The organism is Amycolatopsis sp. NPDC104587, assembly GCF_055583645.1.
The window spans coordinates 317042-338911 of record NZ_JBVJNO010000004.1 but is presented as its reverse complement, the minus strand read 5'-3'; the positions used below and the strand labels follow the sequence as shown (position 1 = coordinate 338911).

Sequence of the window (21870 nt, the reverse complement as noted above, 5' to 3'; positions counted from 1 at the left end):
GCTCAGCCCGTGCGTCGTGCGTTGATCACCGGTATCACCGGTCAAGATGGCCAGTACCTTGCCGAGCTGCTCCACGAGCAACAGTACGAGGTCTTCGGCCTGGTCAAGGGGCAGAACAACCCCAGGATCGACATGATCCGCGCCGGCTACCCGTACGTCGAGATCGTCGAGGGCGACCTGCAGGACCTCTCCAGCCTGGTCGGGGTCCTGGAGCAGGTGCAGCCGGACGAGGTCTACAACCTCGGCGCGATCTCCTTCGTCGCCCTGAGCTTCAAGCAGGCCGAGCTCACGGCGAACGTCACCGGGCTGGGGGTGCTGCGGCTGCTCGACGCCGTCCGGATGGTCGGCGGCAGCCAGAACAACCCGATCCGCTTCTACCAGGCGTCGAGCTCCGAGATGTTCGGCAAGGTCCGCGAGTCGCCGCAGACCGAGGCCACGCCGTTCTACCCGCGCTCGCCCTACGGCGTCGCGAAGGTGTTCGGGCACGACATCACCGTGAACTACCGCGACAGCTACGGCCTCTTCGCCTGCTCGGGCATCCTCTTCAACCACGAGAGCCCGCGCCGCGGCATCGAGTTCGTCACCCGCAAGGTGACCAACGCCGTCGCGCGGATCAAGCTGGGCCTGCAGGAAAAGCTCGTGCTCGGCAACCTCGACCCGCGCCGCGACTGGGGTTTCGCCGGCGACTACGTCCGCGCGATGTGGCAGATGCTGCAGCAGGACGAGCCGGGGGACTACGTCGTCGCGACCGGGCGCACGCACAGCGTCCGCAACTTCGTCGACCTCGCGTTCAAGCACGCCGGCCTCGACGACTGGGAGCGGTTCGTCGAGCAGGACCCGCGGTTCTTCCGGCCGTCCGAAGTCGACCTCCTGGTCGGCGACGCCACCAAGGCCCACACCGAGCTCGGCTGGAAGCCGGAGGTCGGGTTCGAGGACCTGGTCGCGATGATGGTCGACCACGACCTGCGGGTCGAAGCCGCGAAGGCCGGGATCTCGCTCCCGTGATCTCCTACGCGCAGAACGCGGAGGACGTCGTCCTGGCCCGGGTCTTCGCGGGTCAGGCCACCGGTCGTTATGTCGACCTGGGGGCCGGTTACCCGACGCGGGACTCGGTCACCAAGCACTTCTACGACCTCGGCTGGCGCGGGATCAACGTCGAGCCGGAGCCGGCGCTGGCCGACGAGCTCGATGAGGCGCGCCCCGGGGACGTCAACCTGCGGGTCGCCGTCGGGGCCGAGCCCGGCAAGACCGTGCTGCACGTGGTGGACGGCCAGTGGGGCCGCGCGACGGTCGACGACTCGCTCGCCGCGCAGTACAAGGAGGACTGGCGCCTCCGCGACGTCGAGGTCGACGTCGTCACGCTCGCCCAGCTCCTCGACGACCACCCCGGCGACGTCGACTTCCTCAAGGTCGACGTCGAGGGCGCCGAACGCGCGGTGATCGAGGGTGCCGACTGGAGCCGTCACCGGCCGCGGGTGCTCGTCGTCGAGGCCACCGAGCCCGGCTCGCCGAAGCCCGCACACGACGAGTGGGAGCCGATGCTGCTCGAAGCGGGCTACCGCTGCGGGCTCTTCGACGGCCTCAACCGCTTCTACGCCCAGGCCACCGACACCGACGCCCTGGCCGCGCTTGCCGCGCCCGCCAACGTCTTCGACGACTTCGAGCGCTACGCGGCTTTCGAGATCCGCGAAGAGCGTGACCAGCTGCGTCAGGCACGGCCGTCCGAAGTCGCCTACATCCGGCGGCTCGAAGAGACAGTCGAAGCGGCACAGCAGGCGCGCGGTGAGCTCGGCGGGCAGCTGGACGCGGCTCAGCAGGAGCTCGCGCAGGCCCGCCGGACGGCTGAGGAGCACCGCCGCCGGGCCGCCGCCCTCGAACACCGCGTCGCCGAGCTGGAAGCCCAGCCCGGCGTCCGCCGCTACTGACGTTCGCGGGCCAGCTGCGCCAGCCGTTCGGTCATCACCTTGCCGACGGCGGCCGGGCTGGACCAGTCCTGGATCGCCTGGATCGCCCGTTCGCCCATCGACGCGCGCAGCCGGGGGCTGTCGGCGAGCCGGCGCAGCCACTGCGCGGCCTGCTCGACGTCCGGCTCCGCCCACAGCTGGCCGACCGAGTACCAGTCACCGAACTCGGCGCCGAAGCGGTGGTCGTGCTTCGAGATCGGGCGGACGTCGTACCCGACGACCGCGGCCGAGCCCGGCGGCATGAAGTCGAGGTTGGCGCTGAACCCCGTGGCCACCACGGGTTTGCCCATGGCCATCGCCTCGGCCATGCCCATGCCGAAGCCCTCGGACCGGTGCAGGGACGCGTAGATGTCGCAGCTCGCGAGCAGCGTGTCCATGTCGTCGCGGGACATCTCGCGTCGCAGCAGCGTGCCGCCGACCGACGCCATCGCCGCGCTCAACGCGGTGTCCAGCTCCGGGAAGCGTTCGAGGTTGTTCACCTTGAGCACCAGGTGGGCCTTCGTGCCGCGCTCTTCGGGCGGGAACGCGCGGCGGAACGCCTCGATCAGCGCCCACGGGTTCTTCCGCGCGTCGCTGGACGACGCGCTGAAGGTGTACAGCACGATCAGGCCGTCTTCCGGCAGGCCGAGCCGCGCCCGGTCGGGCCGGATGCCCGGCGCGTGCGGCACCACGCTCGGCACCACCGTGATCGGGATGTCGGTGACCGTGCGGAACGCGTCCGAGACGAACGACGACAGCACCCACAGCTCGTTGATGCCCGGCAGGTGCGGCAGCGCGTGCGGCGGCGGTTCCGGCAGCTCCCACGCCCACAGCGCGATCGTGTACCGGTCGAGCGCGTGCTCGGGGATCAGCTGCCACTCGTTGACGTTGACGATCCAGAGGTCGACGTCGAACTCCTTGCCCCGCCGCAGTTCCGCGATGTCCGGGGGCACCGGCACGGCCCGGTAGGGCGCCTGGCTGTTGAACTCCGTGAAGGTGACGTTCGTGTCCGTCGCGGCGAGCGCCTGGATGTGCCGCCGCGCCGACTCCGACAGCCCGGTGCTGGCGCGGACGTCGGCGAAGGTGTTGACACCGGGGCGCCGCACTTCGGGCGCCGGCTCGGGCAACGCCGCTTCGATCGCCGCGGCGTACCCCTGGGCGGCGACCGGCCAGCACGCGTTCTCGCCGACCCACTTCCGCGCGAGCTCCCCGGCCGCGCGCAGCTCTTCCGGCCAGCACATCCCGCGTTCCAGCAGCCGGTAGAGCCCGGCCGCCTCACCCGCCGGGTCGGTCGGCACGGTCCAGACGAACGCCGGGTCGAAGTGCCGGTGCTGCGGCAGGTCGCTCGCGATGATCGTCCGGCCGGCGCCCAAGGCCTGCATCATCACGGCGCTGGTCTCACCCGCGGTCGGCCAGCGGAGGCTGATCACGGCGTCGGTGGCCAGGATCAGCTCGTCGAACCGGCTTTCGTCCGGCGACAGTTCGAAGTGGACGGACCCGCCCGCGCCGCTCTGCGCGATCGTCTCCCGCAGTTCGGCCAGCAGCTCGGGCTCACCCGCGTGCCCGGCGACGACGAGCCGCGCGTTCGGCCAGCGGCGGCGCAGCTCGGCGAACGCCAGCACGGCGGCGGCGACGCGCTTGTACCGGACCAGACTGCCGAACACGCCGAACACGACCTGGTCGTCGGTCCAGCCGAGGTCGGCGCGGATGGTGTCGCGCCGGGAGCCGTCGAGCAGCGTCGCGCCGAGCGGCACGGCGTGCACCGGCACCTGCGGGTAGCGCGCCTGGAGGAGCCGTGCGGAGTGCGGGTCGTGCACGATCACCCCGCGGCTGCTCGTGACGAGCCGGCGTTCCATGCTCAGCGTCGCGTAGTCGAGCGTCTTGACGCCGTCGACCTCGATGGCCGGCATGCCGTGCAGCAGCGCCGGATCGGTGGCATGGCCCCAGATCGGCCCGTGCGCGTACCGCACCTCCGCCCGGAAGGCGTCGCTGGTGTACCCGCCGAGGTACCCGGCGTGGAAGTCGAGCAGGGCCGGGTCGTGCAGCACGACGATGCCGGGGTTCTCGACCGCCTCGCGGTAGATCTCGCCGTGCACCCCCGCGTGGTTGCCCATGTGGTAGATCGGCACGCCATCACCGGGATCGCCCGGGGAGCGCAGCTCGACGCCGTCCGGCACACGTGCCGACGGCGAGTCGTGCACGGCGGTGACGTCGGCCAGCTCGGCCAGCGCGCCGAGCAGCCGGTAGCTGTAGTCCGCGATGCCGCTGGTCTGCGGCGGCAGCGGCGTCCACACCGCTGCGCGTGCCCTGCTCATCGGCGGGCGACCAGGCGCAGCCGCTCGCCGAGCCCGTGCGGGGCCTCGACCGAAACGACGTCGACGTCCGCGAAGCCCGACGCTTCGGCGAGGAACCGCAGGTAGACGGCGGGCAAAACCTTGCGGGCGAACGGATCCAGCCGCAGGTCGGCTTCCGAAGCCGGAGTCTCGACGAGCAGGACTCCGCCGGGCTGCAACGCCGTCGCGGCGAGGTCGAAGAAGCGCGCGAGAACGTCCGGCGCCAGGCGTTCGGCGTACCGGAACGCCGTCACCGCGCCCAGCGAGCGCGGCGGCCGGGCGGCGAGCGCGGCCAGCGGCTCGCGGGCCTCGACGTCGAGCCCCAGCCCGGCGCAGTGCTTCCGGACCAGCGTGTTGTCCGACGCCGCGACGAACGGCAACCCGGCCGACCGCAGGACTTCCAGCCACTCGCCCCGGGCGGGCGCGACGTCGAAGACCGGGCCGGTGACGAGCGGCAGGTGCGTGCGGCGAGCTTCGCGGACGTGGTCGGCGGGCCCGTCCAGCAGCTCGGACAGCGCGAGCTCGAGGAACGACTCGCGGTCGGCCGCCTCGACGTCGGCCGGCTCCTGACCGGCGCGGACGCGGTCGAGCGCGAGGTCCAGCTGCGCGTGCCGGAGCCGGACGTCGGTGGCCGCCGACGTCAGCGCGGCGACCTGGGTCTCGAGCGCCTTCAGCCGCTGCTCGACGTCGTCGCCGGTTTCGCCGCTTTCGGCTTGGCGCAGCCGCAGCTCGCTCAGCTGCGACTCGACCCGGCCCAGCCCCGAGTACAGCCGCTGGTTGAGGCCCGCGGTCATCGTCTGGTCGTGCCGGCGGAGCTGCTCGATCTCGTGGGCCAGCTCGGTGTGCCGTACGAGCCGGCCTTCCCCGCCTTCGATGGCACTGGTCCGCTCCTCGACGGCGGCGAGCGCGTCCCGGATCGCCAGATTGGCCTCGACCTGCCACCTCACCTGGCGCTTCCACAGGAACCGCAGCGCCAGCCGGCCCAGCAGGTCGGTCTTGGGCAGCGGCAGATGCAGTTCGCGGTGTTCGTCGAGGCGGGCCAAAGCGGCGGCCACGCGGTCAGCAGGCATTTCGGGTTCCCCGGTTCGATCTCATGGGTTGAGCTTGCGCGAGATGTTCTTCTGCACGGCCGGCGACAGCAGCGACACCGAGCCGGCGGCGAACCCGCGCTCGGTCAGCTCCAGCACGACGGTGTCGCTGGCTTGGAGCAGGTCCGCGATGGCCTCACCGCTGTCGTGGTCGGCCGTGCTGGTGTGGAGCGCGGTCAGGTCGCCGAAGGACGCGGCGAGGTAAGGCAGCGCCCGGATGGTGAACGAGTCGCCGATCCAGGCCGTGCGCAGGCCGTAGGTGCCGGCTCCGCTCGTGGTGTTGGTGTGCACGGGCGTGACGTAGTCGCCGGGCATCGCCCGGGTCCGGTCGGTCTTGCCGTCCGGCATCAGCGCGTAGTGCGTGCCGGAGGTGACGCCGGTCTTGCCGATCAACGGGGGTAGGTCGGCCGGCAGCTGCCAGTCGCCCTTCGGCTGCAGCCGCCAGGTCCGGCTGACCCCCGGCCGGAGCTTTTCGGCGACCGCGCGGACCGCGGTGATCGCGCCTTCGTCGTCCCAGTGCGCGTCCTGCGGGCCGTAGAGCGGCTCGCCCTTGCGGTTCGCCCACTCCTGCATGCCGCCGCGGACGTCGAGCATGAAGTTCTCGCCGTCGACCCGGCGCCAGAAGTCGTCGGCCACCTTCTGGCGGCAGTCCTTGCCGAGGTAGTCGTCGGGCAGGTGCTGCGGGACCATGCCGATCTTGTCCGGCGCGACGACGACCACGAACTGCCGTCCGGACGCCTCGACCGTGTCGCGGAAGGAACGCAGCCGCGCGAACGTCGTGTCGAGGTCGACCGCCTGCACACAGTGGCTGGTGGCTTCGTCGCCGAGGTAGAGCCAGCCGTCCTTGCCCTCGATGACGTCGGGGAACTGGCGCCGGTCGAGCTTGGTGGGCGCGGTGTCGGCGGGCACCTGCAGCGGTCCCTGCTGGTTCTCCTGGTGCAGCGGCGGCGGCTCGCCGAACACCCCGCGGCTGATGCCGTCGGCGGCGTGCACGGCCTGCTCGCGGAACACCAGGTGGTCGGTGGTCCACTGGCCCAGCTGCGTGAAGAACGACCAGCCCTGGCCGATGCCCGGGAACGGCGTCAGCTTGCGGTTCTCGAACTCCGACGGCCGTGCGCCGAGGATCGCCGACAACGCCGGGGTGGCGAAGAAGACCGTCGCGCACAGCAGCGCCGCGAGCTGCTTGCGGCCGTGACGCGGCCGGTACAGCGCGTGCTCGCGCGGGAGGAACGCCTCGTAGACGGGCGGCAGCGTGGGCTTGGGTCCCTCGGTGCGCGTCACGCTCTCACCCCCATCCGGCGGGCCGCGGCGCGGACCGGCCGGAGCACCCGGCGGGCCCCGGCGACCAGCGGATGCCGCTTCGGCGCCGGCTGCGGACGGCCGGCCAGCCACGTCCGGTGGGCTTCGGTCAGCCGCTCGCGCATCCACGCCGCGGCGGTGTCCGTCGAGCGGGTGCGCAGGATGTGCGCGCGGGCGGCCTGCCCGCGCCGCCGTGCCTCGTCGCGGTCGTCCGCGACGGCGCGCATCGCCTCGGCCGCGGCGTCGAGATCGGGGTCGGCCCAGCGGCCTTCCGGCTGGTACGGCGGCCAGCCCGGGCCGACGTCCGTCATCGTGAACGGCACCGGCCAGCCGTGCTCGGGCCCGAAGAACTCGGTGGTGCCCGAGTAGTCGGTGGCGATCACCGGAATCCCCCTGACCATCGCCTCCGCGACCGTGAGTCCGAACCCCTCGCTGCGGTGCAGCGAAACGTAGGCGTCGGTCTCGGCATACAGGGCGCCGAGTTCGGTCACCGTAAGATAACGCTCCAGCAGCTCGATGCGCGGGTCTTCGCCGACCGCGCGGCGCAGGCGTTCCACGGCCGGGGTGTTCAGGTGCCCGTTGGTCGCCTTGAGCACCAGCCGGACGTCGTCCCGCGCGGGGAACGCGCGGTGGAACGCCTCGACGACCCCCCACGGGTTCTTCCGGCCGCCGGTGGAGTTGAAGTCGAAGATGAAGAGGAACTGCGTGACCGGGCCTGGCTCGCGGACCGGCTCACCCGGGTCCGGCACGGCCACCGGAATGGTCCGGACCGGCACCGGCGAGTGCGCCGCGATCGCCCGGGTGGCGAAGTCGCTCGGCGTCCAGATCTCGTCGACCAGCGCGAAGCCGTCGTGCATCACCGCCGGGAACTCCTCGAGCTCCCACGCCCACAGCCCGATCCGGTAGCGGCCCGCCCCGGTGTCCGGGTGGGTGTCGAGGATGAGCCGGGTGAAGTCCGAGTTCACGGTCAGCAGGCTTACCCCGAACCGGGGCGCGCCGACGTCGTCCGGGGCGGCCAGCCCGGTGCGGACCGAGCCGGACAGCGAGTGTTCTTCGACGACCGACACCATCGGCACGCCGGCCGCGGCGATGGCCCGCTGGGTCACCCGGGCCATCTCGCCCAGCCCGAGCTCGGCGGTCAGGTACCCGGCGACGTTCACCCCGAAGCCGGGCACCGGCGGGGTCGGCGCCGGGGGCTCCGCGGGCACGGCCCACTCCGGCACGATGCCTTCCTCGGCGCCGTGCGTCGCGCACCACTGCCGGAACCCGGCGCGGTCCGCGCCCCGCGGGTGCGGGAACACCGCCTGCAGGTCGACGCGGGCCAGCCAGACCGCGGCGGCCAGCCGGGTCAGCCCGGTCGCGGCGTCGAGCGGGGACGCGGGTTCGGCCAGCCACTGCCGAAACGCGTGCCCGCCGTCGTCGCCGAACGGGTGCGGGGGCAGCTTTTCGGCCACGCGGCCGAGCGGGTCCGGAGTGTGCCGCGAGGTTTCCGCCCGGGTCCAGGTGTCGTGGTAGAGCTGCCGCATCTGGATCGTGAGCGGCGAACCGTCGGAAAGCTCGCCGTACGGCGGCTTTCCGTCCTCAGTGGTCCCGACGCGTTCGCCGTAGCTCTCGCAGAGCTCGCGCAGCGCCGGGTCGGCGGACAGCCGCACGCGCGGCCGATGCCCGCAGTCGGTGGTCAGCAGCCACGGCGTCTCGGCGTCGTACCCGCGGAACACCAGGGACTTCAGCCCGGTGAGGGACCGCTCGTGCAGGTTCCAGTAGCCGACGGCGAGCCCGGGATCCCGGACGACGAGGTGGTCGAACACCCCGGCCGCGAGATCCGGCCACCGCCAGGTCGGCTCGGTCCGGTGCGGCGAGCGCCGGCGTGCCTGCTCCGCCCAGTGGCCGAGGAACGGCCGGGCTTCCTGGCCGGCGGCGAGGAAGCCGTCGAAGACGCCGGGCACCTGGGCCGGCTCCAGACCGTCGGTCGGCAGCGGTTCGAGCAGCGCGGCCGTGACGACCAGCCCGTGGCCGGCCGCGAGCACGCTGACGTCCTCGAACGGCGCGTGCACCTCGGTTTCCGGGTCGAGCAGCACCACGACGTCGTAGTCGTCGAGCAAGGTGCGCACGAGCAGCGGTCGCAGGACGTCGACCAGATCCGCGCCGGCGTGGCAGGTCGCGAGCCGGTGGTACTCGTCCGGGTCGAGGCCGAGCCGGCCGGAAGCCGTGTCGTCGTCGGCGTCCAGCACCGTGAAGCCGTGGCCGGGGTGGTGCGCGCGGTAGGACGCGGCGAGCACGCCGGCGGCGGCGCGCCGGTCCCCGGTGACGACCGTGCAGGCGGTGATCCGGGGACCGCTTCCCGTCATGTCAGCTGCTGGCGGGCAGCTCGGCCAGCTGCTTCGCGAGGATTTCGTCGAACACCTTCGAGACGGTGGCCATGTCCGGCCCGTCGACCTGCACGCGGACGATCGTCTGCTTGTGCACGTAGTGCGCGCGGATCAGCGCGACGCCGTCCTTGTCCAGCTGCATGACCTCGACCCCCGGGGGCGTCGTGCCGGTGTACTTGACGAGCTTGAACTTGGACTGCTGGTCGGTGAGCGCGTCGACGGCGTTCGACGCGGCGGACGCGTCGGAGGCCAGCATGGTCAGGACGACGGCGGTCGCCCCGGACGGCAGCTTGGCCACCGACTGGCGGGACTTCGTGGGGCTCGCCTGGGCGAGCAGGGTGAACTCGTTCTCGGTGAGCGCCTTGGTTCCCTTGTACTCGTCGAAGGTCGCGAAGTCGTTGGTGGCCAGGACGTTGCCCGGCAGCTTCGCGATCTCGAGGTCGTCCTTCGGCTTCTGCGTCGGCTTCGGGGCCGCGCTCGACGACTGGGCGACCGGCGGTGTCTCGTTCGAGTTGCCGGAGAAGAGGAAGTACCCGCCGACCCCGAGGCCCGCGAGCACGACCACGGCGATGACGATCGCGATGACCTTCTTGCCGCCCTTGGCCGGCGCCGCCTCGAACGAGGGCTCCGGGCCCTGCGCGACCCAGTTGGTGTCGGCCGGGAACTCCGAGCCGCCCCACGGGGTGCTCGTGTCCTGGCTCGGCACGTTCCAGGGCATCGGCTGGCCCTGCTGCTGGCCCTGCTGGTGGTACTGGGGAGCCTGCTGGGGGAACCCGCCGGAGCCCTGGCCCTGCGGCCGGTACCCGCCGGGGCCCGGCTGCTGCTGCTGCGGCATGCCCGGCACGACCTGCGTGCGGTCGGCGTCGCCGGCCGGCGCCCAGCCCTGCGGCGCGCCGCCCTGGCTGACGGCCTGGGTGCGTTCGCCGTCACCGAAGCCGGAGTTCACGATCTGGGTCTGGTCCGCCGCCGTGGCGCCCCCGGGCTGCTGCGCCGGGGTCGGGCCGGACGGCGGTGAGACCGGGGCGATGATCTGGGTGGACTCGGCCTGATTGCCCGCCGCCGGTGCGGCCTGGGGATCGGCGTTGACGGCCGCGGACAGGACACTGTCCCGGCGCAGCCGGTAGTCGTCGGCCGAAATCTGACCAGCGGCCAGCTCTTCGTCCAACCGGCGCAGTTCCTCCTGCCAGGACAAACCCGGCCCCCTATCTCGTCAGCGGTTGCCAGCCGAGCCAGCTCACGCATCATTGTGCACTCAGCCCTGCTCACCGGGGCCCGGAGGGTCGGTTCGTGACCCTCGGCACTCAACCGGCGGGCAGGACGCTTTCGAACTGCCTCAGCATCCCGTCCAGCTCGCCGCTCATGCCGGACTGGCCCTTGTAGGGGAGCCCGATCCCGAGGACGACGGCGTAGTTGCCCGAGCCGTACCAGCTGGTGTTGAGGAACTGGTTCTCGATCCGGCCCGACGCCGTCCGGACATCGGTCGCGACCGGGCGCATGCCGGACGCCAACGCCTGCTGGTAGAGCGTCTCGACGACGGCTTGCGCGTTCGTGGCGCCACCCGTCGGGATCACCAGCGCAAGGTAGTTGACACCCTTGTCGGAGCCGCCGCGGAACACCATCTCCTTCGCCCCGTTGGACGTGAACAGGTCGGCGGTCGGGCCGGGGATCAGCTTCAGGTCACGAGCCTTGGCGATCGTCACCGTCGAATTGTTGGGGTTGGCCTCGCCGGGCAGCTTCGGCAGCCGGTCCTCCAGCGGTTCCGGCCGGACCCCGGACGCGGCCGACGTCGTCGGCGCGGGCGCGCCCTGCGGCGAGGTGTCGTCGCCCGAGCCGAGCCACGCGGTCGCGCCGACGACCATCGCCAGCACGACCAGCACCCCGAGGCCGAGGAACAGCCAGGTCGGCCGGCCACCGCCGGAGCGGTGCTTGCCCGCCGGCTCCTCGGCTTCTTCCGGCCGGTGGTGCACCGGGCGGCCGAGCGGCGGGAACCGGCTGATCTGGTCGGCCTCCGGCACGGACCCTTCGACGCGCATGTACCGCGTCGGCACGATGTCGGCCGGGCTGGGCGCGGTCGTGAGGTGGTCCGGCACCGGCGGCACGGCGCGAGGCGAGAGCGTTTTCTGCGACGACGACTCCGTCCGCTGCCACGGCGGCGCCGGGCGCGGGGGAGGCTGCTGCTGGAACGGCTGCGGGCCGGTGTGCGGCGTGTCCATCCGCTGCGGCGGCGCGGACCGCGGATCGACCGGCTGCGCGGCGGGGTTCGCGCTGTGCCACGAAGACGGGGGCCGCCGCAGGGGCGACGGCACGGGTGAAGGCACGGTCGAACCCGATGCCTGCGCGAGCAGCTCGTCTCGCTGCTTCCGGTGCGCAGCCGGTTCGATCCGGCCGGCCGCCAGGTCCGCGTCGAGTCGGCGCAGATCTTCCTGCCAGCTCATCCTTCGACCCCCATCCACCATTCGGGGCATCAGTCTGGCACGTGCGGCCGACCTGCGAGGTTGCGGTTTGAGGTTGATCGGCAACGTAGCGCAAGTGGCGTGGTTTCGGGAGTCCTCGCCGCGCCCGCATCCGATTATGTGCCTCCGGTACAGTCCGGCTGCCCAGGTCACGGCGGTCGGGGAGCCGGCTGGGCTTTCAGAGGGGAGCCACGTGACCACCGAAGCACCACCCAGGCCGCAGCGCGCGCTCGGCCGCATCCGGCCGACCGGCCGCGCCCGGGAAGGCCTGCTGGCCCTGGTCGTCGGCGCCGTCCTGTCGGCACTGTTCAACTACCCCGTGCTGCTGCACCCGAAGTCGTCGGTCACCGCCGACCTCGGCGACCCGCTGCTGCAGGCGTGGCAGCTGGCGTGGCAGCACAACTTCGCCACCGGCGGCGGGCCACTGTGGACGGGGAACACGCTCTTCCCGGCGGTCGACAGCTTCGCCTTTTCGGACTCCCTGCTCGGTTACCTGCCGCTGACCCTGTTCGGCGACGGCCAGTACGCCGCGATCTTCCGCTACAACATCGTCTTCCTGATCGCCTTCGCGATGGCCTACGCCGGCGCGTACCTGCTGGTGCGTCAGCTCGGCGGCACCTGGCAGGCCGCGGCGCTGGCCGGCGCCGCCTTCGCCTGGGCGCCCTGGCGGCTGACCCACATCAGCCACCTCAACATCCTTTCCTCGGGCGCGATCGCCCTCGCCCTCTTCGCGCTGGCCCGCGGCCACGGCTACTCCCTGCGGCACGGCCGCCGTCCCGAGCTGGCCCGCCCGTGGTGGGCGTTCGCCGGCTGGGTCGTCGCGGCGTGGCAGGTGACGCTCGGGTTCGCGATCGGCCTCCCGTTCATCTACCTGCTGGGCGTCGTCGGGCTCGTCATCCTGGTGACGGCGCTGCGGCGGTGGCGGGCCTTCGGCACCAGGCTCGCCGTGCTCGACGGCGCCGGCGTGCTGGTCTTCCTCGTGGTGACCTACCTGATGACCGCGCCGTACCGGCAGGTCGTCACCGACTACGGGTTCGTCCGGAGCTGGGAGGAGGTCAAGGTCTTCTCCCCACCGGCGGAGGGGCTTTTCACCACTGTCGGGTCCTGGCTGTGGCAAGGCACGGCGCTCGACCCGTACACCGGCATCCTGGTCGACCCGGACTGGCTGACGCAGTCCGGCGCGTCCGAGAAGGTCCTGTTCCCCGGGCTGGCGCTGCTGCTCGTGGCCGTGGCCGGGCTGTTCGTCAGCGCCTGGTCGCTCCGGGTGCGGCTGGCTCTCGGCCTCGGCTCGGTCGTGGTGTTCGTCTTCGCGCTGGGCTCGCGGTTCCTCGGCGGCGAGTTCACCTACTACGTCCTGTGGAAGTACTTGCCGGGCTGGGACGCCCTGCGTACGCCGGGCCGCCTGATGCTGTGGGTGCTGCTGCTCCTGATCGTCCTCGCCGCGGGCGCGCTGACCCGCGCCGGTGAGTGGCTGCGCGACCGCGACACGACCTACGACCGCGGCCGTTTCCTGCAGGTGCTGCTCGTGGTGCCCGCGCTGTTCGCGCTGACGGAGGGCATCCCCGCCGTCCCCCACCCGTCGCCGCCGGGCATCCCGCCGGACCTTGCCGCGACCTTCCGGGACGACCCGCGGCCGGCGGTGATCCTGCCGATGGTCCAGCAGCCCGACCGGCCGTTCAGCGAGTACGTCATCCAGTTCTGGTCGGTCGAAGGCTTCCCGGCGCTGGCGAACGGCGTCAACGGGCTGCAGCCCCCGCAGTACACCGAGATCAACGAGGCCTTCAAGACGTTCCCGGACGTCCACAGCGTCGACGTGCTGCGCAAGTACGGCATCCCCCGGGTGCTGGTGCTGAAGGTCGGCGCCGCCGGGACGCCGTACGAGCAGGCGCTCACCCGCCCGCTCGACGGGCTGCCGCTCACCCGCACCGAGTCGACGGACCTGGTCGCCTTCACCCTGCGCTAGTCACCTCTTCGGCCCCCGAAACTGTCGTACATATGTTCTAAAATGGGCGTTGTCCAGGGGAGATGCCGCCCGCACCGCGCGGGTGGCGTGATGGAGGAAGGCAGGGCCATGGCCTACATCACCCTGCCCACGTTCGTGGGCTACAGCGCGAGTTCCGGTCCGTCGCGGTCGTCGTTCGTCCGGCGGCAGCGCCGGCTGTACGAGGACCCGGCGCGGGCCGCGTTCAACTACTACCGCCGGGCGGCCAACGCCGTGCGGTCCGGCCGGGCGGCCAACCAGGACGCGACAGCGTTGCGCGCACTGGTCAACGCCGCCGACGAGAAGGTGAAACCGCACTACGCCGCGATAGCCGACGGCTGGCTGCGCTACCTCGGCCGGAAGTCACCACGGCTGATCGAGGTCGGCCGCGGGCGCTGCCGCATCGGTGAGCTCGAGATCGGCGTCAGCCCGCAGCTCGGGCTGCGCAAGAGCAACGGCCGCCGGTACGCGACCTGGCTCTACTTCAAGGAAGAGCCGTTGACGAAGGACTCCGCGCAGCTCGCGCTGTGGGTGCTCGAGCAGGCGATGCCGGACGTCCTGCCGGGCGGCGAGGCGCTGGTGATCGACGTCCGCCGGGCGAAGGAGTACCAGCTTTCGGCGCGTGACCGTGAACGGCTGCGACCCTGGGCCCGCAGCGAGGCCTCGGCGTTCTTGACACTCTGGGACGCCGCCTGAGAAGGGGAGGCGCCGGGTCCGCCCGGCGCCTCCCTTAGTGGTCACCGTCGGGAGGCCTCCGGGGGTCTCGACGGCCCAGCTTCCCGCTGGGTGTACGGCCGCAAGGCCCGAGTACAACGCCGGTACGAGGGCCTCGCGGCCGCACCCCCAGCGGAAACCTGGATCCGCCGAATACCCCCGAAGGACTCCCGACGGCAACCACTAGCATCGCCCCGAGCGTTCAGGGGGGCGACGATGAGACTGGTCGCGGGACGGTACGCGATCTCGGCCGAGCTGGGCCGGGGCGGCATGGGCGTCGTCTGGCGCGCCGAGGACAGGGTGCTCGGCCGGCCGGTCGCGCTGAAGGAGCTGGCCACCCCGCCGGGGACGAACCTCGAGCGGGTCATGCGCGAGGCGCGCACGGCCGGGCGCCTCAACGATCCCGGCGTCGTCACGGTCTACGACGTCGTCAGCGAGCACGGCGCCACCTTCATCGTGATGGAGCTGGTGGTCGCGCCGACCCTCGCCGACATCGTCGGCCGCGAAGGCCCGCTGGCGAACGACCGCGTCGCCGCGCTCGGCCTGCAGGTGCTCGGCGCGCTGGAGAGCGCGCACGCGGCGGGCATCGTGCACCGGGACGTCAAGCCCAGCAACATCATAGTGCTGCCCGGCGACCGCGTGAAGCTCGCCGACTTCGGCATCGCGCGGGCGATGGACGACCCGTCGCTGACGCAGACCGGCGGCGTCATGGGCTCGCCCGGGTACATGGCGCCCGAATTGTTCGCCGGGGCCGGGCCGTCGCCCGCGGCGGACCTCTGGTCGCTCGGCGCGACGCTGTTCCACGCCGCCGAGGGCCGGGCGCCGTTCCAGCGCACCACCACGGCCGCGACGCTGCACGCGATCATGTACGACCAGCCGGTGTTCGAGCACTGCCGCGGCCCGCTCGCCGACGCCGTGCGCGGGCTGCTCACGCAGTCCACTTCGGACCGGCTGGGCGCGGCCGGCCTGCGGGGGCTGCTTTCCACCGCCCGCAGCGCGATCACCGACGCGCCGACCCAGGCGGTCGACCCGGCTTCGCTGCCGACGATCATTTTCGAGCCGGTGACGGCGAAGGTCGCGACGCCGTCACCGACCACAGTGGACTGGGACCGGCCGCGCAAGAAGCGGCTTCCGCTGGTGCTGACCGGGGTCGCGGTCGCCGTGGTCGCCGCGCTCGGCGCGATCTTCCTGCTGAAGCCGGACGGCACGACCCCGGCGGCCGCGAGCGCGCCCGGCGGTTCGGCCGGACCCACCCCGACGACGTCCGCGACGCCGGCGCATCCGAAGTCCAGCCCCAAGAAGTCCTCGGCGCCGCCGGCCACGAGCGCGTCCGCGCTGCCCGGCGCGAGCTCGGCCGCGGCCCCGCCGCCGTCGAGCGCGGGGGACAAGCCGCACCCCGCCGAGGTGCCGCTGACCCGCTACCACCAGCCCGACGGCGGCCACTTCAGCGGCACGAAGAAGGTCGGCCCGCCGGCCGGCTTCACGAAGGAAGGCGTGTTCGGCTCGCTCGTCGCGACGGCCGAGCCCGGCACGCGGAAGCTGTTCGCCTGCAAGGTGAAGGACCAGAAGGACTGGTTCAGCTCGACCGACCAGAGCGGCAAGTGCGAAGGCCAGCAGCCGCTCGGCCTGCTCGGTCACCTCTACGCGAACCCGCCGTCCTGGGCGAGCGCGCGGGCGATCTACCGCTGCAACGCGGGCGCGAGCCACTTCGACTCGCTCGACGCCGGCTGCGAGGGCAAGACCAAGGAGTTCCTGATGGGCTACGTCGTCGTCTGAAGCACGATGTCGGCCACCAGCTCCGGGCGGGTGACGAACGGGTGGTGCGCCACGGCCAGCTCGACGACGTCGGTCGCGCGTTTCGCCTGCTGCCGCTGCGTCTCCGGCGGGGTGGCGCGGTCGTCGGCGCAGACGACGTAGGTCGACGGGACGTCCCGCCACGCCGCGGTGGTCGTCGGCTGGCCGAAGACGACCTCGTTCTGCGGGGTGAGCCGGGCCGCGGCGCCCGCGTAGGTGGCGTCGTCGAAGTCCTGGGCGAACAGCGGCCGCACCAGCTCCTCCCGGACGCTCGCGGTGCCGTCGCCGTGGCTGACGTGCCAGGGCGCCGGCTCGCCGGTGCCGAAGCCGGCGAGCGCCTGGCCGGCGTCCGGCAGGAACGACGTCACGTACACGAGCCGGCGGACCGCGGGGTGGCCGCCGGCTTCGGAGATCACCATTCCGCCGTACGAGTGCCCCACGAGCACCGCGGGCTCGTCGGAGGCGTCGAGCAGCGCGCGGACGGCCGCCGCGTCGTCGTGGAGGTCACCCTTCGGATTGCCTTCGCAGCTCGGCAACACCGCCGCTGAGCTGCGAAGACCTTGCGCGCTCAGCACGGAGGCGGTCGGCTGCCACCACCACGCGCCGTCCCGGACGAACGCTCCGTGTACAAAGACGATCCTCATGGTGACAACTTGGCAGAACCCACCCGGTCGAGTGACACAGTTCGCGCGGAGCGGACGAGGACTGGACAAACCGGAGGCCGAACACGAAGCTTTCGCGTGTTCTTCCGTGCCTGGCCAACCTCGAGGTCGAAAAAGTGAATGCTGCCTGGGAAGCCGTCTCCCGCGTCGCCGACGAGCCCGCCTGGTACTGGGTGTACGACAAGCTGGCGTTCTGGCCGAGCACCTACGCCCACGCCTGGCCGGGCTTCCGCGAGCCGGCGCCGTCGCGGACCTGGGACCTCTCGCCCGGCGACCTGGACCGCGCGTCGGCCGAGTTCCGCCTCGGCCCGTACGCCGTCGACGAGCACCAGGTCTCGGCCATCGCGGCGGCCGCGTTCCGCGAGGTCTGCGGCCCGGACGACTGGCTGTGGGCGCTGCACTGGCAGCACCAGTCCTACCGCGTCCGCCCGCACCGGATGACCGACGGCGCCCGCTGGCCGGTGCCGGTGTTCCCGCGCGCGGACTACCACCTGTTCCTGGCCTCGGACTTCTCGTTCGGCACGCTCGGCCACCCGTGGGAGCGCACGCTGTGCGTGTTCGGCGAGAAGCTGGTGCCGGCGTTCGAGCGGCACGGCGAGGGTGTGCTGAACAACGTCCTGCGCCGCGACGGGAAGCCGTCCGCGCTGGCCCGCTGAGCCCGGCGTTGATCTCTTGCTACCGTTCTGCGGGTGTTCGAGTATCACGGGTGGGCGACCATCCAGGCCACGACCAGCGGCGACGACGACGCGGCGCTCCTGGAGCGCCTGGTCGACCGCGTCCACCGCGCGATCCGCGACGCGGGTGACTTCGACCTGGTCGACCTCCGCTGGAGCGCGGGCATGCCGATGCTCCACTTCGGCGGCTTCGACAAACACGGCGGCCGCCTCGGCCCGGAGCTCCTGGACCTCTTCACGAGGGTCGGCGAGCTGGCCCCGGGCTCGTACGGGCTCCTGTACACGTGGGACGACCAGGACACCGAGCACGACAACGACTTCCGCGTCTACCGCATGGCCCGCGGCCAGGTGACGGAGCGCGAAGACCCTCACCTGACCCCGGTGGCCCCGACGGTCCTGGACGTCTACGAGCTCTGACCGGCGCTGTCCCTGAGTAGTTCTGGTCAAGACACCGCGCTCCCGCCGCGTTGGCTGTCCACAGCCTCCCGCGAATGTGGACAACCAAGCCGGATTCCGGCTCATCCCGGCTTCTCGTCGGCCCCGCCGATACGCTGGAAGCGGGGCCGGCCCCAGAGAGGGCGGGGGCTGCCTACGCGCGGGGGTTGGGCCGCAGGGCCGCCGCGCCGGAGATGTAGCTCCATCGCAACCGGCGCTGAGTAGTTCTGCTCAAGACACCCGCCGCGCTCGGCGAGACCGTGGTCACATGACCAAATCCGGAACCACGTCCCCCACCACGACGGCCTTCTACATCCAGGCGGCCCTCTCCTTCGGCCTGGCGCTGGCCGCGGTCGTCGGAGCGATCACGTACCTGCCGGTCGACGGGTGGATGCGGGGCTTCCTCGCCCTCGGCATGCTCTACCTCGTCACCTCGACCTTCACCCTGGCCAAGTGCGTCCGGGACAGACAGGACGAGACCTCGGTGGTCTCCCGCGTCGACCAGGCCCGGCTCGACAAGCTCCTCGCCGAGCACGATCCCTTCAAAACCTCCGCGGTGTAAGAAAAGCGGCCACCCCCGTGAAAAGGGGGTGGCCGCGATCCGTCACGGGTGGCGCGGCACCCGCGGGCGGCCGCCCGGCTCCTGGCGCGGCGGCTTCTGGTCGGTGCCCGGGAACGTCGGCGCCGGCAGGTTGGCCTGCTCGAAGCGCGAGAGCGTCAGCGGGCCCGACGTGTCCGGCAGGACCGGCGGCTGCGCCTTGTGGTCGCCGAAGCGGAACGCCGACGTCAGGTCGCCGAAGGTGCGGCGGCGCCAGTCGGAGATGTTCGGCTCGGCCACGCCCGTCACCTTCTCGAGGAACTGCAGCGTCGAGGTGTGGTCGAAGTTCTCGCTGCACACCCAGCCGCCCGCGGTCCACGGGGACACGACGATCGCCGGGACGCGGTAGCCCGCGCCGACCGGGAGGCCGTTGCCCGGGGTGCCACCCGGGGACGTCTTCGTGACGAACTCGTGCGGCGTGCCGGCCGGCGGGGTCGGCGGGACGACGTGGTCGAACAGGCCGTCGTTCTCGTCGTAGTTGAGGATGAACACCGTCTTGGCCCAGACCTCGGGGTTGGCGGCGATCGCGTCGATCTTCGACGCGACGAACGCGGCGCCCTCGGCCGGTGTGTACTGCGGGTGCTCCGACGCCGTAGAGGTGCAGATGATCCAGGAGACCGTCGGCAGCTTGTCGTTGCGCGCGTCGTACTCGAACTGGCCCTCGGGCCGGTGGGTGAGGCCGTTGACCGCGAGCGGCGAGTCCGCGGGCGCGTTCTTGAAGTTCGCGAAGTTCTCCAGCATGTTGCAGCCGTAGGTGTCGCTCTGCTCGTACACCTTCCAGCTGACGCCGGCCGTCTGCAGCCGCTCGGCGTACGTCGTCCAGGTGTAGCCGCCGGCGGGCGCCTTGTTGTCGAGGATCGGGCCGCCGTTCTCGCCGTCCGGGTCGACCGTGCCGGTCATCCACATCATCCGGTTCGGCCAGGTCGGGCCGAAGACCGAGCAGTGGTAGGCGTCGCAGATGGTGAACGCCTCGGCGAGCGCGAACTGGAACGGCAGGTCGGCGCGCGTGTGGTACCCCATCACGTACGGGCCGTTCTTGCCGTCGGCCTTGCGGTGCGCCGGCAGCCAGCTGTCCATCTTGCCGCCGTTCCAGGCCTCGTGCTGGACCGACCACGCGTGCGACGTCGAGGGGATCTTCTGCGCGTTGGTGGCGTGCGTGTCCAGGTGGAACGGCAGCGCGTACCCGGCCGGGTTCTCGGCGTCCGGCTGGTAGAACACCGGCTTGCCGTTCGGCAGCCGCGCCGCGTGCGGGTCGGAGAACCCGCGGACCCCGGACAGCGTGCCGAAGTAGTGGTCGAACGAGCGGTTCTCCTGCATCAGCAGCACGACGTGCTCGATGTCCTTCAGCGAGCCGTGCTTGGGGGCGCCCTGGGCGAGCGCGCGCTGGACGTTCGGCGGCATGAGGGTGGCCGCGGCCGCGGTGGCGGCGACCCCGGCGGCAGATCCGAGAAGACGGCGACGAGTCAGTTCGGTCATGCGAAGCACGATCACGCCCGAGCATCACCCGAAAAGGTGGCTTCGGCCGAACGACGCCGGAACACCAGATGAAAACAGTTCCCGAACCCCGACAAACCCCGCCAGAAGGTAACGGCGCCCCCTGTGACCGCGGTCACTCCCGACCCGAGGCTCAGGCACCGTGGGGGTCCGGGGGCTCGGCCCCCGGGTGAAATGGCGAGAGGGCCATGTCGGCGCTTTCTGCCGACATGGCCCTCTCGCACTCGAGCGGATGACGGGATTCGAACCCGCGACCCTCACCTTGGCAAGGTGATGCGCTACCAGCTGCGCTACATCCGCACTGCCTTGCTGATGAGAGCACTCTATACCCTCCGGAATCCGCTCCGATGAGCGGGTCCCCCGGTGCCCTGACCCGGTGCTTCGGTGTCACAGCTGGCGTACAAGGGGTGACGACGGCTGATTCCCTCCGTATGGTGTCCCCATTCGACCGAACGGGGAGACCTTCGGGGAGGAGGTGCCGGGCCGGATGACCGAGCTGGGCACGGTGCCGCCACCAGCGGCCTCGGAATCCGACGAGCAGGCACTGCTGCAACGACTTCGAAACGGTGAGGACGCCGCGTTCGGGGAGCTGTTCGAGTTGCACGCCGCCGCCGTCCGGAGACTGGCGCAGAGCCTGGCTTCCGACCGGTCCGAGGCCGAGGACATCACCGCGGAGACGTTCTTCCGCGTGCTCCAGGCTCTTCGCCGTGGCTCCGGCCCCCGGGACTACGTCCGCGCGTACCTCCTCACCGTCGCCCGCCGGGTCTCCTGGGAGTGGCACGGCGCCCGCCGGGACGTCCCGGTGTCCGACGACGAGCTGACCTTCCGCGCCGGCGCAGGCGCCGACACGCACGCCCGCACGGCCGAGCACACGCTGATCACCACGGCGTTCACGAGCCTGCCCGAGCGCTGGCGGTCCGTGCTGTGGCAGACCGAGGTCGAGGGTGAGCAGCCCGCGATGGTCGCCCCGCACTTCGGGCTGAGCGCGAACGCCACCGCGGCGCTGGCCCGCCGCGCCCGCCAGGGGCTGCGCGCGGCCTACCTGCAGGCCCACCTCTCGGTGAGCCGCGGGCCGGACTCGTGCCGTGCCGTTGTCGAGAAGCTCGGCGGGTTCACCGCGGGCAGCGTCACCGGGGCCGAGGCCGAGCGCATCAAGGCGCACCTGCACGGCTGCTCGTCGTGCCGGGCGACCCAGGACGAGCTGCGTGACGTCTGTTCGTCGCTGCGCGCGCACGCCGGGGTGCTGGTGCTGCTGGTGCCGGCCGCGGCGGGCGGCAGCGGCGTGCTGACCGGGCTGGGCGCGGCGCTCAAGGGTGTCCTCGTCGGCTCCAAGGTCAAGATCGGGCTGGCGCTGGCGTCGACCGCCGCCGTGGGCGCCGTCGGCGTCGCGGCCGGTCCGGTGCTGTTCGGCTCCGCGCCCGTGCAGGACGTCGGGCTGACCGGTGGCGCTCCGGAGCTCGTGGTGGTGCCGCCGAGCGAGACGCACCACCAGCCGCCGCCCCAGTCGCAGCCGGACCCGCAGATCGGCATCGGCGTGCTCAACGGCCGCGGGACCGGGGCCCTGCCGGTCCGCCAGCGCGGCGGGCAGCGTCAGCTCGGGGCGAACGAGGTGCCGGGGGTGCCCGGCGGCGACGTCCCGGCCGGGGAGCCGAACAGCACCGGCGGCGACGCGCTGACCCCGCGCGACGACATCACTTCCTCGACGTTCAGCACGCCCGGCCATTCTTCGACGTCGCCGCGGCTGGACTCCGAAACGCCCACCCCGGACATGACGATCACCGAATCCGGTGACACGCCCGCGCCGGAGAGCGCGGACGCGCCGGAGCTCTCGCCGGGCGACCGCCCGGAGTGGACGCCGACCCTGACCAGCACACCCACGCCGAAGGACGACGACGTGACCACGGAGCCGTCGACCTCGGTCACGCCGACGTCGGGGAAACCGTGCCCGAGCAGCACGTCGGCCGTCACCGGTTCGAGCGAATCGTCCGATTCCGCCGAGTCCGACGATTCGGGTTCCTGATCAGCGGTGATCA

17 protein-coding genes and 1 tRNA gene are annotated in these 21870 nt (G+C 72.0%); 9 read left to right on the top strand and 9 right to left on the bottom strand.

Going from position 1 to position 21870, the window contains the following annotated elements:
- The first annotated feature begins 9 nt into the window (after window positions 1-9).
- Window positions 10-1005, top strand: coding sequence for a GDP-mannose 4,6-dehydratase (gene gmd, locus ACZ61C_RS13460; protein ID WP_465306273.1), 996 nt, complete (start codon window positions 10-12; stop codon window positions 1003-1005).
- Window positions 1002-1925, top strand: coding sequence for an FkbM family methyltransferase (locus ACZ61C_RS13455; RefSeq protein WP_465306271.1), 924 nt, complete (start codon window positions 1002-1004; stop codon window positions 1923-1925). Before gmd ends, ACZ61C_RS13455 begins: the two co-directional genes overlap by 4 nt.
- On the opposite strand, the gene ACZ61C_RS13450 is transcribed toward ACZ61C_RS13455, so the two are convergent.
- The 6 genes from ACZ61C_RS13450 to ACZ61C_RS13425 all read right to left on the bottom strand — a co-directional run bounded on the left by ACZ61C_RS13450 (window position 1919) and on the right by ACZ61C_RS13425 (window position 11467).
- On the bottom strand, window positions 1919-4258 hold the full coding sequence (locus ACZ61C_RS13450) for a glycosyltransferase family 4 protein (protein WP_465306269.1): 2340 nt from the start codon (window positions 4256-4258) through the stop codon (window positions 1919-1921). The two genes, ACZ61C_RS13455 and ACZ61C_RS13450, sit on opposite strands and share 7 nt — an antisense overlap.
- A complete protein-coding gene (locus tag ACZ61C_RS13445; RefSeq protein ID WP_465306267.1) occupies window positions 4255-5346 on the bottom strand; it encodes a hypothetical protein in 1092 nt (363 codons plus the stop codon). The genes ACZ61C_RS13450 and ACZ61C_RS13445 overlap by 4 nt, the downstream gene beginning before the upstream one ends.
- Before the next feature lie 21 nt (window positions 5347-5367).
- Entirely contained in the window at window positions 5368-6645 is a 1278-nt protein-coding gene (locus ACZ61C_RS13440; protein WP_465306265.1) for an alginate O-acetyltransferase AlgX-related protein, read from the bottom strand.
- Window positions 6642-9011, bottom strand: coding sequence for a glycosyltransferase (locus ACZ61C_RS13435; protein ID WP_465306263.1), 2370 nt, complete (start codon window positions 9009-9011; stop codon window positions 6642-6644). Before ACZ61C_RS13435 ends, ACZ61C_RS13440 begins: the two co-directional genes overlap by 4 nt.
- Before the next feature lies 1 nt (window position 9012).
- The gene (locus tag ACZ61C_RS13430) at window positions 9013-10224 is read right to left on the bottom strand and encodes a hypothetical protein (protein WP_465306261.1); all 1212 of its coding nucleotides are present in this window, start codon (window positions 10222-10224) and stop codon (window positions 9013-9015) included.
- A 109-nt stretch (window positions 10225-10333) separates the two neighbouring features.
- Window positions 10334-11467 carry a flagellar basal body-associated FliL family protein gene (locus ACZ61C_RS13425; RefSeq protein WP_465306259.1) on the bottom strand — a complete coding sequence of 378 codons (1134 nt, stop codon included), beginning with the start codon at window positions 11465-11467 and terminating at the stop codon, window positions 10334-10336.
- A gap of 211 nt (window positions 11468-11678) precedes the next feature.
- Between ACZ61C_RS13425 and ACZ61C_RS13420 the strand changes: the two genes are divergently transcribed.
- From ACZ61C_RS13420 to ACZ61C_RS13410, 3 genes are all read left to right on the top strand, one after another.
- Complete coding sequence (locus ACZ61C_RS13420; RefSeq protein WP_465306257.1) at window positions 11679-13448, top strand: hypothetical protein; 1770 nt, start codon at window positions 11679-11681, stop codon at window positions 13446-13448.
- 90 nt (window positions 13449-13538) lie between these two features.
- On the top strand, window positions 13539-14162 hold the full coding sequence (locus ACZ61C_RS13415) for a hypothetical protein (protein ID WP_465306255.1): 624 nt from the start codon (window positions 13539-13541) through the stop codon (window positions 14160-14162).
- Window positions 14163-14396: 234 nt separating this feature from the next.
- Window positions 14397-15956 (top strand): serine/threonine-protein kinase, encoded by a 1560-nt coding sequence (locus ACZ61C_RS13410; RefSeq protein ID WP_465306253.1) that lies wholly within the window; start codon window positions 14397-14399, stop codon window positions 15954-15956.
- On the opposite strand, the gene ACZ61C_RS13405 is transcribed toward ACZ61C_RS13410, so the two are convergent.
- Complete coding sequence (locus tag ACZ61C_RS13405) at window positions 15941-16618, bottom strand: alpha/beta fold hydrolase (RefSeq protein ID WP_465306251.1); 678 nt, start codon at window positions 16616-16618, stop codon at window positions 15941-15943. The two genes, ACZ61C_RS13410 and ACZ61C_RS13405, sit on opposite strands and share 16 nt — an antisense overlap.
- A 134-nt stretch (window positions 16619-16752) precedes the next feature.
- Here ACZ61C_RS13405 and ACZ61C_RS13400 point away from each other — a divergent pair, with 134 nt between their 5' ends.
- The 3 genes from ACZ61C_RS13400 (at window position 16753) to ACZ61C_RS13390 (ending at window position 18307) form a co-directional block, all read left to right on the top strand.
- On the top strand, window positions 16753-17292 hold the full coding sequence (locus ACZ61C_RS13400; protein WP_465306249.1) for a DUF2716 domain-containing protein: 540 nt from the start codon (window positions 16753-16755) through the stop codon (window positions 17290-17292).
- 33 nt (window positions 17293-17325) lie between these two features.
- Window positions 17326-17727, top strand: coding sequence for an immunity 7 family protein (locus tag ACZ61C_RS13395; protein ID WP_465306247.1), 402 nt, complete (start codon window positions 17326-17328; stop codon window positions 17725-17727).
- 286 nt (window positions 17728-18013) lie between these two features.
- Window positions 18014-18307: a YiaA/YiaB family inner membrane protein gene (locus ACZ61C_RS13390; RefSeq protein WP_465306245.1), complete on the top strand. Its 294-nt coding sequence runs from the start codon at window positions 18014-18016 to the stop codon at window positions 18305-18307.
- A gap of 42 nt (window positions 18308-18349) precedes the next feature.
- Here the strand turns inward: ACZ61C_RS13390 and ACZ61C_RS13385 are convergent, their stop codons facing one another.
- Together ACZ61C_RS13385 and ACZ61C_RS13380 are read right to left on the bottom strand one after the other, a co-directional pair.
- Window positions 18350-19819 carry a phosphocholine-specific phospholipase C gene (locus ACZ61C_RS13385; protein ID WP_465306243.1) on the bottom strand — a complete coding sequence of 490 codons (1470 nt, stop codon included), beginning with the start codon at window positions 19817-19819 and terminating at the stop codon, window positions 18350-18352.
- A gap of 245 nt (window positions 19820-20064) precedes the next feature.
- Window positions 20065-20137 (bottom strand) — tRNA-Gly (locus ACZ61C_RS13380).
- A 187-nt stretch (window positions 20138-20324) separates the two neighbouring features.
- Between ACZ61C_RS13380 and ACZ61C_RS13375 the strand changes: the two genes are divergently transcribed.
- A complete protein-coding gene (locus tag ACZ61C_RS13375; protein ID WP_465306241.1) occupies window positions 20325-21857 on the top strand; it encodes a sigma-70 family RNA polymerase sigma factor in 1533 nt (510 codons plus the stop codon).
- Window positions 21858-21870: the final 13 nt, after the last annotated feature.

What these genes read in the sequence shown, in the direction of transcription:
- ACZ61C_RS13435 (WP_465306263.1), bottom strand. Translation starts at nt 9,011, where the DNA reads ATGACGGGAAGCGGTCCCCGGATCACCGCCTGCACGGTCGTCACCGGG.
- ACZ61C_RS13410 (WP_465306253.1), top strand. Translation starts at nt 14,397, where the DNA reads ATGAGACTGGTCGCGGGACGGTACGCGATCTCGGCCGAGCTGGGCCGG.
- ACZ61C_RS13405 (WP_465306251.1), bottom strand. Translation starts at nt 16,618, where the DNA reads ATGAGGATCGTCTTTGTACACGGAGCGTTCGTCCGGGACGGCGCGTGG.
- ACZ61C_RS13450 (WP_465306269.1), bottom strand. Translation starts at nt 4,258, where the DNA reads ATGAGCAGGGCACGCGCAGCGGTGTGGACGCCGCTGCCGCCGCAGACC.
- ACZ61C_RS13390 (WP_465306245.1), top strand. Translation starts at nt 18,014, where the DNA reads ATGACCAAATCCGGAACCACGTCCCCCACCACGACGGCCTTCTACATC.
- ACZ61C_RS13415 (WP_465306255.1), top strand. Translation starts at nt 13,539, where the DNA reads ATGGAGGAAGGCAGGGCCATGGCCTACATCACCCTGCCCACGTTCGTG.
- ACZ61C_RS13445 (WP_465306267.1), bottom strand. Translation starts at nt 5,346, where the DNA reads ATGCCTGCTGACCGCGTGGCCGCCGCTTTGGCCCGCCTCGACGAACAC.
- ACZ61C_RS13375 (WP_465306241.1), top strand. Translation starts at nt 20,325, where the DNA reads ATGACCGAGCTGGGCACGGTGCCGCCACCAGCGGCCTCGGAATCCGAC.
- ACZ61C_RS13425 (WP_465306259.1), bottom strand. Translation starts at nt 11,467, where the DNA reads ATGAGCTGGCAGGAAGATCTGCGCCGACTCGACGCGGACCTGGCGGCC.
- ACZ61C_RS13385 (WP_465306243.1), bottom strand. Translation starts at nt 19,819, where the DNA reads ATGACCGAACTGACTCGTCGCCGTCTTCTCGGATCTGCCGCCGGGGTC.